General features: G+C 38.0%; 11 protein-coding genes. 3 read left to right on the top strand and 8 right to left on the bottom strand.

The genetic code is table 11. The features are described 5' to 3' along the window. Positions 1–73 precede the first annotated feature (73 nt). Positions 74–1,150: an efflux RND transporter periplasmic adaptor subunit gene (locus CW736_RS08525; RefSeq protein WP_101013551.1), complete on the bottom strand. Its 1,077-nt coding sequence runs from the start codon at positions 1,148–1,150 to the stop codon at positions 74–76. Positions 1,151–1,207: 57 nt separating this feature from the next. Beyond that, positions 1,208–2,518 (bottom strand): TolC family protein, encoded by a 1,311-nt coding sequence (locus tag CW736_RS08530; RefSeq protein ID WP_101013552.1) that lies wholly within the window; start codon positions 2,516–2,518, stop codon positions 1,208–1,210. 137 nt (positions 2,519–2,655) lie between these two features. Between CW736_RS08530 and CW736_RS08535 the strand changes: the two genes are divergently transcribed. Beyond that, on the top strand, positions 2,656–3,654 hold the full coding sequence (locus CW736_RS08535; RefSeq protein ID WP_101013553.1) for a metal-dependent hydrolase: 999 nt from the start codon (positions 2,656–2,658) through the stop codon (positions 3,652–3,654). A gap of 88 nt (positions 3,655–3,742) precedes the next feature. On the opposite strand, the gene CW736_RS08540 is transcribed toward CW736_RS08535, so the two are convergent. The 6 genes from CW736_RS08540 to CW736_RS14050 form a co-directional block, all read right to left on the bottom strand. Then, on the bottom strand, positions 3,743–3,997 hold the full coding sequence (locus CW736_RS08540; protein WP_101013554.1) for a DUF202 domain-containing protein: 255 nt from the start codon (positions 3,995–3,997) through the stop codon (positions 3,743–3,745). Positions 3,998–4,035: 38 nt separating this feature from the next. After that, positions 4,036–4,407, bottom strand: a complete 372-nt coding sequence (locus CW736_RS08545; protein ID WP_101013555.1) for a rhodanese-like domain-containing protein — start codon at positions 4,405–4,407, stop codon at positions 4,036–4,038. Between the two features lie 116 nt (positions 4,408–4,523). Beyond that, positions 4,524–5,930, bottom strand: a complete 1,407-nt coding sequence (locus tag CW736_RS08550; RefSeq protein WP_101015085.1) for an MBL fold metallo-hydrolase — start codon at positions 5,928–5,930, stop codon at positions 4,524–4,526. A gap of 127 nt (positions 5,931–6,057) precedes the next feature. Then, on the bottom strand, positions 6,058–6,858 hold the full coding sequence (locus CW736_RS08555) for a sulfite exporter TauE/SafE family protein (RefSeq protein WP_101013556.1): 801 nt from the start codon (positions 6,856–6,858) through the stop codon (positions 6,058–6,060). Between the two features lie 57 nt (positions 6,859–6,915). Further along, positions 6,916–7,542 (bottom strand): Crp/Fnr family transcriptional regulator, encoded by a 627-nt coding sequence (locus tag CW736_RS08560; protein WP_101013557.1) that lies wholly within the window; start codon positions 7,540–7,542, stop codon positions 6,916–6,918. A 30-nt stretch (positions 7,543–7,572) separates the two neighbouring features. Beyond that, positions 7,573–7,794 (bottom strand): hypothetical protein, encoded by a 222-nt coding sequence (locus tag CW736_RS14050; RefSeq protein ID WP_157810914.1) that lies wholly within the window; start codon positions 7,792–7,794, stop codon positions 7,573–7,575. A gap of 192 nt (positions 7,795–7,986) precedes the next feature. Here CW736_RS14050 and CW736_RS08565 point away from each other — a divergent pair, with 192 nt between their 5' ends. Together CW736_RS08565 and CW736_RS08570 are read left to right on the top strand one after the other, a co-directional pair. After that, positions 7,987–8,385 (top strand): hypothetical protein, encoded by a 399-nt coding sequence (locus CW736_RS08565; RefSeq protein ID WP_101013558.1) that lies wholly within the window; start codon positions 7,987–7,989, stop codon positions 8,383–8,385. A gap of 76 nt (positions 8,386–8,461) precedes the next feature. Beyond that, the gene (locus tag CW736_RS08570) at positions 8,462–12,796 is read left to right on the top strand and encodes a CusA/CzcA family heavy metal efflux RND transporter (protein ID WP_101013559.1); all 4,335 of its coding nucleotides are present in this window, start codon (positions 8,462–8,464) and stop codon (positions 12,794–12,796) included. The last annotated feature ends 1 nt before the right edge of the window (position 12,797 follow it).

The raw sequence follows: 12,797 nt of genomic DNA on the forward strand, positions 1-12,797 counted from the left end.
TTTTGGCGCTTTTCGCGAAAGCGAAAACAATTATAAAAAAGAGGTTGACGGCTATGCTTAACGCGGTATTTAGTTATTGAATGGACACTTTTGCCCCGTTGAAAAGTTTGCCGTTTGCAGTGAGAATAAAGCTCTCCTCTACATTGAGTCCAGATAGCACCTCTACCTGATCACCTACATTTCTACCCAATCGCAACCATCTTAACAAGGCTGTATTGCTCTCGCTTACGGTGTAAACGCCAGAGAGCTGCCCGTTGGTGACCAGTGCAGATGTAGGGATCAACATACTGTTGTTGGTGGCCTTTCTCTCTACAGGGAAATTTACTGTAGCAAACATTCCTGATAGTACTGGCACCTCTGTTTTGTCTAAGGCAATTTTCACTAAGTACTGACCGCCGGTTTGCTGGGCAGAAGTGCTTACTTCTTTCACGCTACCAGCAAGTGTTTTATCGATAGAGCTGATCATCACATTCACTTTAGTGCCTGATATGATTTGCGATATTTCGCTTTCTGGAACTAGTGCCATCACTTCAAAATTGCCCGGAGCTTCTATGGAAATAAGCGGCTGTCCTGGATTTGCCATATCGCCTTTCTTCACATTCTTACTGGTAATAACACCGCTAAATGGTGCAGTTATATTGGTATAAGCAAGTTGTGCATTGATTTCATTTTTCATTTGCTTTGCACTTTCTAATCGTGCTTTTGCCATATTAAAATTGGCCGTCATATCATCCAGTTCCTTTTGTGATGCGCTATTCTCAGCAAACAAGTTTTTAAAACGATTGTAGTCTTTTTGAGCATTGTTAAAGGCGACGGTAGCTTCTGTGATACCCGCATTTATTTGGGCTCTTTGGGCCTGTAAATCGGTATTGTTGATGGAAATCAATAATTGTCCTTCATTCACTTGATCACCAACATTTGCAGCAACGCTGTTGACATAACCCATCATACGTGTGCTTAATTGTGCGCTGTTTGCAGCTTGTACTTTACCGCTTACTGCTAGAAAAGAACTGTTGGTGTTATCGGTAACAGCTTGCACTGTGACAGGAATTGCTTCCGTAAGGTTTTCTATAGTGGAAGCCTTTTTGTCACCACAACTTGTGGCGAGTAAAGCAATAAGTATGCTGCTTATGATATATATGTTTTTCATTCTTTTTGTTTTATAGTGAGCTAGTATCTAAATGTTTTATGGGATCGTCGATTGATATTATGTTGTTTTAGTCAAAAAGTTGAGGTAGGCTTGTGCATAATTGAACTCAAAAATGGTTTGATAGTATTCCATCTGTTTTTGAGCAAATTGTGTTTCGGCACCTAATAAGTCTGAAGTTTTTTCAAGACCTTCTTTAAATCGATTGGTACGTATGCGCAATGATTCCTGAGACTGTTCTAAAGCGAGTTCAGATAGTTTTAATCTGTTACCGGCATCGGTAAGCATGCGCAGTGCTTTGTTGAGCTCGAGTTTGCTTTGTGATATATATCGCTCATATTCCAGCTTTGATTTCTCTAGTGTGGCTTTACTTTTTTGGGCTTGACCTATGCGTTGAGATCCTTTAAAAAGATCCCAACTCAATTGTGCCCCAACCACATAGCCATTGGTACTAGCTTGAAAGAGGTTGTCATCATATAATTCGTAAGATCCAAAGGCGTTCAATCTAGGTAGAAAAGCCATTTTATCTGCTTTGTTTGCAGCCTCGTAAGCATTGGTAGCCAGCTGCATTGCTCTGATATCTGATCTGTTTTCTGAGAAGTCATTTTCTTTAACCCTAATGGTTTGCACAGCGAGACTATCGCTAGGTTGATATACGACATAACTTTCATCATTCATTAAAAAGGATAAGTAGTTAGAAGCGTTTTGAACATTGCTTTGCGCGGTTTGTAGCTGGTTTTGAACTTCTGTAACACGCACCTCGACGTTAAGTACATCAGCACGTTGTAAATAACCTTGCTTAAATCTGTCTTGAGCAAGTTTTAAATTTGCTCTGGCAGCTTCTTCTGCTTTTTCTAAGACTGCGACTCCTTTATAAGCCAATTGCAATTGCATATATGCTTTTTCGACTTCAAAAGAGAAGTATTCCTCCGTACGTTGTCTTTTTAATGACATGGCTTCCATAGAAGCTCGAGCTGCTTTGCGCTGATACAAGCCGTCTAAGTTGATCAATGGCTGCTGCACCTCTAATACCGTAGCAAAGTTTTGAACGCGGTCTGGATTGTTTAACAAGTCTGGATTAAAATCATTTTGGGTTAAAACCCCTTGATTCAGTTTAGATCCAAATGCCATCAATGGATTGGTTGTTAAAATTCCGGTATGGCTGGCAGTTATATTGGGTAAAAACACCGCCTTGGTCTGATTGAAATCAGCTTTTGCCTCCATAAATTCCTGTTGCGAAATTTTAATAGAGCTGTTGTTTTTAGTGACCTTTATAGCAACTTCTTCTTTAGAAATCAAGACCGTTTGTTGTGCAAACACTTGTGATACAGTCGCAATACTGACTATTATAAAAACTATAATTTTCTTCATTGTTATAAATTGATAGACAAAAGTAGCTCACCTAATTAAAGTTTTATGTGACCTATGTCACACAGCTCTAAAAAAAATAGTCCAATCCCAATTTTATAAGATTCGTTTGAAGTGCATGCCTTAAATTTACGGATTCTATGGATTCACTTACTCAAATAGTATTAGGGGCAGCTGTTGGTGAAGCTGTTTTAGGAAAAAAAATAGGGAACAAAGCGATGCTCTATGGAGCTATTGCTGGAACTATACCGGACTTAGATGTAGCGGCTTCCTACTTTACAGATACGGTAACCGCTCTTTCCATACACCGCGGATTCACACATTCTATTGTGTTTTCGGTACTTTTTGCACCCATTCTAGGTTGGTTGGTTTCTCGTTATGAGACCTATAAAGATTTTAAAGGTTGGTCGTGGTTGTTTTTTTGGGCATTTGTAACTCATCCCATATTAGATGCACATACCACTTGGGGAACACAATTGTTTTGGCCATTTGATTTGAGGCTGGCTTTTAAGACCATATTTGTTATCGATCCGCTGTATACACTCCCGTTTCTAGTGTTTTTAATATTGACGTTAAGACAAAAACGAAGCTCTAAAAAAAGATCTTTTTATAATAGAATCGGGCTCTTAGTTAGTTCTTTGTATTTACTCACTACCTTCTTTTTAAAAGCCAGTGCTTTTTCCCAATTCGAAGCTGCTTTAAAAAACCAACATATTGATTACTTAAAAATAGACACCAGACCAGCTCCATTAAATACGGTACTATGGAGCGCCAATGTAGAAACAGAAAAAGCTTTCTTATTGGGTAATTATTCTTTTTTTGACACCCAACCCATCACTTTTGAAAGTTATCCTAAGAACCATGAGCTACTAGGGGGCCTCATTGAAAATGAATCTGTACAGCGCATGATTGCTATTACAGAGAATTGGTATACGATCACCAAAAAGAATGACCAGCTTTATTTTAACGATTTGCGATTTGGAACTTTAAGTATGGCACCAAAATCACAAAACTTTGTATTTCAATACAAAATAGAGGTTGATCCTACTGGAAACATCAACTTTACGGAGGTAGAAAAAGACACCAGTGACGGTAAAAAGTTGCTAGCTGACTTGTGGAATAGGGTAAAGGGGAACTAGATATCAACTGCTTATGCTAGTGATACTAACAAAATCATAAGCATTAAAACGGCAGGCTGATTTATTTCTGTTTTCTTATTTGAGAAAATTAATAATATTTCTTAATTCCTTTTTTTACATAAAAAAACCTGAGCAAGCCTATTAAAAATAGGAGCGGAGCTATACTGATCAGTATAAAACCTACCCATCTGATATCTGTTAAAATATCTAGTTCGATTATGGCAAAACCAGAACTTATGAATACGATGAATGTTCTGAAATAGGCTAAAAATGTGCGTTCATTAGCTAGATTTGTTCTGTCAATAGCTAATTTATCTGTAAGAGATAGGTCTGACTTTTCCATAACATATTTTATTTTTTCTAAGGCGCCACTTCAACTAATTAGTTCCAGCCTAAGTACCCACCTTTTAAATCATAGATTTCTTGGAACCCAAGACTTATGAGTTGCTTTGCGGCTTTATTGCTGCGACTTCCAGAACGGCAGTACAGGTATACAGGCATTTCTTTGTCCAGTTTATGGATTCCTTCTATAAAAAGCTTAGATTTTAAAAAGTCAATATTTACAGCCCCTTTGATATGGCCGCTCTGAAATTCAGGTGCGGTTCTAACATCTAGCAATTGAACACTGTCCTTAGAAATAGCTTGTTTAAATTCGGTGGCAGAAAGTATCTTAATAGCAGTGTTATCTTGAGCTGTTGCACCAAAAAGGCTGCTTAAAAAAGACAATATTAGTAGTGTTTTAGTTAGGGGCATGGAATTATTTTTTTAAATGAAGTGTCTAATTGATACCGCAGTCTCACAGGTATTACTGCATTAGAAAACGGTCAATTTCTTCTCGCTTGTACCAAAGGGCAATATCATCAATCCTTTTAAAGTGTTGACGGGCATACATAATCTGTTGTTTTTATCCCGGTCTCTTTAATGGCTTTAAAGCCTCCTTTAACATCAATTAAATTATGAACACCTCGACTCTTTAAAATAGAGGCCGCTATCATACTTCTATACCCACCAGCACAATGCACAAAAAAGCTTTGTTCAGGAAAGGAAGCTATATGATCATTAAGAAATTCAAGAGGTGTGTTTTTTGCATCTACCACATGTTCAGAAAGGTATTCACTCTCGTTACGCACATCAAAGACGGGCAAATGTCTTTCATTTTCTTCTTTTTCAAATTGGCTAGCTGTTATAGATGCTACTGTATCGTATTCCATCGCAGCTTTTTTCCACGTCTCAAAACCACCATCTAAGTAGCCTATACTATGGTCAAAGCCTACTCGAGAAAGTCGTGTGAGGGTTTCTTTTTCACGACCTGGTGCAGTAACTAGGAGTAAGGGCTGTTTCACATCGGCAATAAGAGTGCCAACCCAAGGGGCAAAACTACCGTCAAGACCTATAAAAATAGACCTAGGAATATGTCCTTGAGCAAACTCATCTTGAGAACGTACGTCTAAAATAACAGCGCCAGTTTCGTTAGCAGCAGCTTCAAAAGCTTTAGGTGAAAGCGCTTGAGTTCCTCTTTTTAGTATTTGATCAATGTCTTCATAACCCTCCTTATTCATTTGGACGTTAAGCGGGAAATATGGTGGAGGTGCTACTAATCCATGCGTAACTTCATCGATGAATTCCTCTTTGGTCATGTCTGCTCTTAAGGCATAATTCATTTGTTTTTGATTGCCCAAAGTGTCTACAGTTTCCTTCATCATGTTTTTACCACAAGCCGATCCAGCACCGTGGGCAGGATATACAATAACATCATCTGCAAGAGGCATTATTTTATTGCGCAAGCTGTCATAAAGAAAGCCTGCTAAGTCTTTTTCGGTAAGCACCCCTGTTTTTTGAGCTAAATCTGGTCTGCCCACATCACCTAAAAACAAGGTGTCACCACTAAAAATAGCATGGTCTTTACCCTGCTCATCCCTCAATAAATAAGTGGTGCTTTCCATGGTATGACCAGGTGTGTGCAGCGCTATAATGCTCACATCGCCTAGTGGGAACTCTTGTGCATCCTTTGCAATTATCGCATCAAAAGTTGGGTTTGCATTTGGGCCAAAAACTATAGGAGCACCAGTCTTTTTGGAAAGGGTCACATGACCACTAACAAAATCGGCATGGAAATGGGTTTCAAAGATATATTTGATTCTTGCATCATCTTTTTTTGCCCTGTCGAGATAGGGAGTGACCTCTCTTAATGGGTCAATAATAGCAACCTCTCCATTACTTTCTATATAATAAGCACCTTGTGCTAGACAACCCGTGTAAATTTGCTCTATTTTCATTTTCATTTATTTTAATCCGTCGCAAGCTGGAGTGTTTTTTCACTTTCGCGAAAGCGAAACACAACACAGAAAGCGAAAGGAATACTATAAAAGTAGTGCATAGAAGCCTTTTTATCAGTAACTAATGTTACATAATGAGCTCTTTATAAATAATATAGAGGCCCATGATGAGGACAAACCAGCCAAAAGCTTTTTTTAGCTTTTTACCGTCAATAAATTTATTGAGCCAAATGCCAATAAATATTCCAACAATGGAAATTGCGGTAAAGGAGAGTAAAAAAGTCCAGTCTATTTCTAGGTTTTTCACATCACCTAAAAAGCCTATAAGTGATTTAATAGCGATGATAAATAGGGAAGTAGCTACTGCTTTTTTCATAGGTAATTTAGCGAGTAACACCAAGGCAGGAATGATTAAAAAACCACCGCCAGCACCTATAACTCCCGTAATGACCCCTACTACAAGACCTTCTATAATGATGAGTGGGTAATTATAGACAATACTACTTTCTTCCTCAGGCTCTTTGCGTCTGTTGCGTATCATCGATACAGATGCCAGCAGCATGATGAATGCAAAAAATAGCATTATAGCAATATTTTTGGTGACCAGAAAGTCGTCCCATGTAAAAAGTTGTTCAGGAATCGCAGGAATTAAATAAGCTCTAGTGAGGTATACCGCTATAAATGCGGGAACTGCAAAAATGATAGCTGTTTTAAAGTCTACCATTCCTTTCATCATATTTTTAACAGCGCCTACTAGTGATGTAGCTCCTACTACAAAAAGAGAATAGGCGGTGGCTAGCACAGGATTAAATGCTAGGGCGTAAACTAAAATAGGAACGGTAAGTATGGAACCACCACCACCTATGAGCCCCAAAACAAGTCCTATAAAAAGAGCTCCTATATATCCAAGTATTTCGATGCTTTCCATTAAAGAAGTTTATTGTTTAAAGGTAATGTCTATAAAAGCAATGCTTCGTAACAAAAGTTACAAGACCTCAATAAAACTGCGGTGCAGTTCTATTTTACCTATATTTTCCATCTTTTTAAGTAACCTGGATATCACGACACGACTGGTGTTCAAGTCTGCAGCTATATCTTTATGGGTGGTGTAAATATGCTTGCTGTTCAAGATTTTAATTTTATCGTTGAGGTAGTTTTCCAGACGCTCATCCATATTATTAAAGGCAATATTATCTATACTTTCAAGAAGTTCCATCATGCGAGTATGGTAGCTAGCAAAAACAAAGTTGCGCCATGTCTTATACTTGCTCGACCATTCTTCCATTTTAGCTACAGGAATCATGAGTAATTTTACAGGGGTCTCTGTTACTGCGTGTATTTCACTTTTAGTATTTCCTACACAGCAAGTCATTGTCATGGCGCAGGTATTGCCACGTTCTAGATGGTAAAGTAATAGTTCATTGCCTTCCTTATCTGGTCGCATGATCTTAATGCTTCCAGAAAGTAGTAGGGGCATGGATTTGATATACTGACCTGGCTTCATTAAATCCTGGCCAGCAGGAACTTCCATAAAGGTAGCTACATTATTAATTTCTTCTATAAGCGGCAGTTCAAACTGTGATCCGTAATATTCTTTAAGCTCTTGTATCATTAGTAATTTTCAGCTATCTGCGGGTGGTACTTAAAATTGAGATGTGCTCATACGGATTTGTATACAGCTACTATCGCGATAAAGATAGTCAAAGGAGGATTTGCCTGCCCTAAAAGAAGTAACATAATCATAAGTAGCCTCTGTCAATACAATGCCTACAGCATAAAAAACCTTGACGGGTTCCATATAGAAACGAAATGCTATACTGTATTCCAATTCACACCTTGGGTAGCGTTCTCGTACCTTATTCATCTTTGAAATTTTATAGGTGTGGGTCTCTAGAAAGTTCCGTTTGAGGTATTGTGGGTATTTATAGAACAGCTTGCTATGTCATATTGATGTTTTGAACATTGCTTCTACTTTAGATAACTTCAAAGATTTAATAATTACTTAAAGTAATTTTGGTTGCTTATTGGAACATTTTAAATTTGTTATATTTGTTGAGTGACAAAGATATTTTCCTTTTCTATTTCGTTAATCATCCTGATGCAAAGCTTTGGGATTCATGCTAATGATATATCTCAGATAGATGAACTTATGGAGCATGCACAATTTCATAACGAGCAATATGGCGACGGGATACTGGTATTTATTGCAAAGCATTATGGAGAACTAAAGGCAGACCACGCTATAGATCACCAAGAAGAAAAAGAAGATCACGAGCAATTGCCATTCCAGCACCAATGCCACCTTTCTTCCATTTCCAGTTTTATTTTAAATTCTTTTAATGAGGAATTTAAAAGTATGGAACTTCCAGAATTTAATGAACATAATTTCTATTACCAAGAACCTTCCTCATCCCTACACTTAGAAGGACTTTTCCAGCCGCCGAGGCTTTCATAAATTATTCTGGATTATTTTTAAGATCCCTAACATCCTCGTGTTATGGTTATATTCATGTGTATTATATTATGACAAAATGCTTTCACATATTATTAATTTTAGTTTAAAGAACAAGTTTGTTGTTCTTTTATTTACCGCCTTTATTGTAGGATTTGGGCTGTATTCTTTATCACAAATTCCTATAGGTGCCGTGCCAGATGTTACCAACAATCAGGTACAGGTCATCACCACCTCCCGCAATCTTTCTACTCAGGATATGGAGCAATTCATTACTTATCCTGTAGAACTGGAAATGGCAAACTTACCTGGAGTAAAGGAAATCCGTTCGGTTTCTAAGTTTGGTTTATCAGTGGTTACCATTGTCTTTGAAGACGATATGGGAACCTATTTACCCAGACAACTCATAGCCGAAAAAATCAAATCGGCTTCAGATAAAATACCTGAAGGTTTTGGAACACCAGAAATGGGGCCTATCACCACAGGCTTGGGCGAGATATATCAATATATTCTTGATGTAGAACCAGAATTTAAAGATCAATATACCGCCGAAGATCTGAGGACTATTCAAGATTGGATCGTAAAACGCCAACTCTCAGGGATACCAGGGGTGGTTGAGGTGAACACTTGGGGCGGACTTTTAAAACAGTACGAAGTCGCTATAGATACTGAAAAGTTAAATGCTATGGAGATCTCAGCACGAGATGTTTTTACGGCTTTGGAGATGAATAATAGTGTTTCTGGTGGTGGGTATATTGAAAAGGTAAATCAAGCTTTTTTTATTCGAGGTGAAGGACTTGTTTCCTCCTTAGAAGACATAAGGAACATCGTTGTGATCAATAAAAACGGCATTCCTATCTATATTAAAGATGTGGCATCTGTAGGTTTTGGAAATGCCATACGCTTTGGAGCGATTACAGGAAATGGCGAAGGTGAGAAAGTCCTAGGTCAAGTAATGATGCTTAAGGACGCTAATTCTAAAAAGGTGATCGACGCTGTAAAAGAACGCGTGGCTTCTATTTCAAAATCATTACCAGAAGGTGTTTATATCAATCCCTTTCTAGATCGAAGCGAACTTATAGCAAAGACCACTTTTACCGTCAGTGAAAACCTAATCTTAGGTTGTCTGATTGTGATTTTTGTGGTGGTATTACTCTTAGGTAACTTCCGTTCGGGACTGGTGGTAGCTTCAGTTATTCCTTTGTGTTTGCTTTTTGCCTTGTCTTTAATGTATGTTTTTGGGGTAGATGCTAACTTGATGAGTCTGGGCGCTATTGACTTTGGGATCATTATAGATGGCGCGGTGATTATTGTTGAGTTTATAGCTTTTGAAATCACTAGAAAGAAGGCTGAGATTAACGCTTTCGCGAAAGCGGGACAACAAGAATTAAAAGATAAAATCACATTTAATGGCGCGTCCAAAATGATGAACTCTGCCATTTTTGGACAGCTGATCATTCTGATCGTATTCATTCCTATTTTATCGTTGGATGGCGTAGAAGGAAAAATGTTCAAGCCTATGGCTTTGACCTTTAGTTTTGCATTGATAGGGGCGATGATTCTTTGTTTTACTTATGTTCCTGTTGTAGCGTCTATATTCTTAAAACCATCTACGGCAACAGATAAAAATATATCTGTTAGACTAATGAAGTGGCTCAATAAAGTATATGAGCCTGTGATCCATTGGGCTTTACAAAGTAAAAAAATAGTAATGGGAATTGCGATAGGTTTATTAGCCTTCTCCATCTTTCTGTATTCGACTATGGGAGGGGAGTTTGTTCCCACATTAGACGAAGGTGATTTTGTGATTCAGCCCATATTGAAAACAGGAACATCATTGAGCAAAACCATAGAAATAACTACAGAAATAGAACAGATACTCATCAAACAATTTCCTGAGGTCAAGCAAGTAGTCACCCGTATAGGCGCTGCTGAGGTTCCCACAGACCCTATGTCTATGGAAGAAAGTGATGTGATTATTGTATTAGAACCTAAATCAGAATGGACCTCTGCTTCTTCAAAAGATGAGTTGGCAGATAAGTTTAAAGAGGCCCTTGCCGTGATTCCTGGAATGGAAGTAGAATTTACACAGCCTATTGAGATGCGCTTCAATGAATTGATTACAGGAGTGCGAGCAGATATTGCTGTAAAGATTTTTGGTGAAGATTTAGAAATTCTTGCTAAAAAAGGAAGTGAAATAGGTGCCTTAATTGAAAATGTGCCAGGTGCAGCAGATGTTTCTGTGGAGAAAGTAGCTGGGTTACCAGAAATGAGTGTGCAATACGATCGTGCTAAAATCGCCAGATACGGACTTAATATTCAAGAGCTGAATGATATGATATCTATGGGCTTTGCTGGAAAAATAGCAGGAAGTGTTTTTGAAGGTGAAAAGCGATTTGATCTTGTAGTACGACTTGATAAAAACAAACGTCAAGATATAGACAATCTTAAAAACTTGTATGTAGATGTGCCGGCTGGTGGTAAAATACCCTTGAGTGAACTGGCAGATATCAGTTACCAAAAAGGAGCTGCTAAAATATCTAGAGATAATACCAGACGTAGAATAGTAGTAGGGATCAATGTGCGTAATCGGGACCTGCAATCTGTAGTTGACGACATACAAAAACTCATCAATGAAAACGTAAAGTTGCCCGTGGGGTATTCTATCACTTACGGTGGCCAATTTGAAAACCTTCAAAGTGCTAAATCACGATTAATGATTGCTGTACCTATAGCGCTTGTCTTAATATTTGTGCTTTTATACTTTGCGTTCAAATCAGTGAAAGAGGCTTTGATGATCTACTCGGCAATACCACTTGCCGCTGTAGGAGGTATTTTATTATTATGGATAAGAGATTTGCCATTTAGTATCTCTGCTGGAGTTGGTTTTATCGCCTTATTTGGTATTGCGGTATTGAATGGAATTGTACTGATAGAGCATTTTAAAGAATTACAAAAAGAAGGGTTTGAGAGTATGGAAGCTTTAATAAAACAAGGGACTAAAGATAGGCTTAGAGCAGTATTGTTAACCGCTTCTGCAGCTGCATTAGGATTTTTGCCAATGGCAATTTCTACAAACGCCGGTGCTGAGGTACAACGTCCACTAGCCACCGTGGTTATAGGCGGTTTAATAACTGCTACTTTACTCACCTTAGTTGTACTGCCCGTATTGTACGCCTATCTCTATACACCACCTAAAGAAAAGAAGAAAGGCTCTTCTCAAAAGGCTATCGCTGGTGCAAGTGTCTTGGTTTTATTGTTTTCATTGAATGTACAAGCACAGCAACAACCTAAAACTCTAGAAGAGTTGATACCGCTTGCGATTCAAAATAATGAAGGGTTAAAAGCGAGCGCTTTACAGGTAGAGCAATCTGATGCCTTGATCAATAGCGCTTTTAGTTTTGATAAAACCGAAGTTTATTATCATTTTGATGAGAACAACTTAGCTTTTAATGATCAGCCGTTACGAGTTTTTGGAATTCAGCAAAATTTCAGTTTCCCAACGGTTTATTTTTCTGAAAAGAAACGGAACGAAGCCAATTCTACCCTTGTGTTAAACGCATACGATATCAAGGAAAAGGGAATGAAACGTCAAGTGACAACGGCTTATTATAATTATCAAATCTCTAAAGAAAAGGAAGATACCTATAAGCAATTAGATAGTTTATATACTAATTTTTCTAGGATAGCAACCAGACGATTTGAGCTGGGGGAGACCAATTATCTTGAAAAAATTACTGCGACCTCTAAACAAAAGCAAATCCATCTGGCTTACACACAAGTTCAAAAAGAGGTCAGTCTTGCCTACCGCAGTTTACTAAAAGTAATTCAAGTAGATGAAGCTATTGCTATCGCTAGAGAGCCCACTCTCAAGGTAAGTATGCGTACTCTAGAAATAGGGAAGAGCCCAGAAATCAGTTTTTATGAGAGTAGAATAGCCTTGTTAGAAGCAGAAAGCCGTTTTGAAAAGCAAAAATTGCTACCTGATATCAGTCTGAATTATTTTCAAGGTTCCAATTCTCAATTGAATGGCAATCTATATGGGTATCAATTTGGTTTGAAAATCCCTATACTTTTTAGTGGACAATCTTCTCGAATTCAAGCAGCAAAAATAGCAGAAGATATCGCCACAGCAGAATCTAGCGAATATGAAATCCAATTAAGTGCCAAGCTGGATGCGTTACAAGTGAATCTCACCCAGCTTCAAGAGGCTTTAGATTATTATGAGAAGGAGGGCAACATGCTTTCTGAAGAAATTTTAAAAACAGCTGATGGTAGTTTTAGAAATGGTGAAATAGATTTTTACCAGTACATCCAAAGTTTAGAAAGTGCTTATGATATCAAACTAGGCCATCTCGATAAACTCAAGGAATACAATCAAACCATTATTGCCATTAATTACCTAACCCTATAAA

The organism is Nonlabens sp. MB-3u-79, assembly GCF_002831625.1.
GTDB lineage: Bacteria > Bacteroidota > Bacteroidia > Flavobacteriales > Flavobacteriaceae > Nonlabens.

Excerpts from the sequence above, each read along its gene's own strand:
- CW736_RS08555 (WP_101013556.1), bottom strand. The coding sequence starts at position 6,858 with ATGGAAAGCATCGAAATACTTGGATATATAGGAGCTCTTTTTATAGGA.
- CW736_RS08525 (WP_101013551.1), bottom strand. The coding sequence starts at position 1,150 with ATGAAAAACATATATATCATAAGCAGCATACTTATTGCTTTACTCGCC.
- CW736_RS08550 (WP_101015085.1), bottom strand. The coding sequence starts at position 5,930 with ATGAAAATAGAGCAAATTTACACGGGTTGTCTAGCACAAGGTGCTTAT.
- CW736_RS14050 (WP_157810914.1), bottom strand. The coding sequence starts at position 7,794 with ATGAATAAGGTACGAGAACGCTACCCAAGGTGTGAATTGGAATACAGT.
- CW736_RS08545 (WP_101013555.1), bottom strand. The coding sequence starts at position 4,407 with ATGCCCCTAACTAAAACACTACTAATATTGTCTTTTTTAAGCAGCCTT.
- CW736_RS08540 (WP_101013554.1), bottom strand. The coding sequence starts at position 3,997 with ATGGAAAAGTCAGACCTATCTCTTACAGATAAATTAGCTATTGACAGA.
- CW736_RS08530 (WP_101013552.1), bottom strand. The coding sequence starts at position 2,518 with ATGAAGAAAATTATAGTTTTTATAATAGTCAGTATTGCGACTGTATCA.
- CW736_RS08570 (WP_101013559.1), top strand. The coding sequence starts at position 8,462 with ATGCTTTCACATATTATTAATTTTAGTTTAAAGAACAAGTTTGTTGTT.
- CW736_RS08535 (WP_101013553.1), top strand. The coding sequence starts at position 2,656 with ATGGATTCACTTACTCAAATAGTATTAGGGGCAGCTGTTGGTGAAGCT.
- CW736_RS08560 (WP_101013557.1), bottom strand. The coding sequence starts at position 7,542 with ATGATACAAGAGCTTAAAGAATATTACGGATCACAGTTTGAACTGCCG.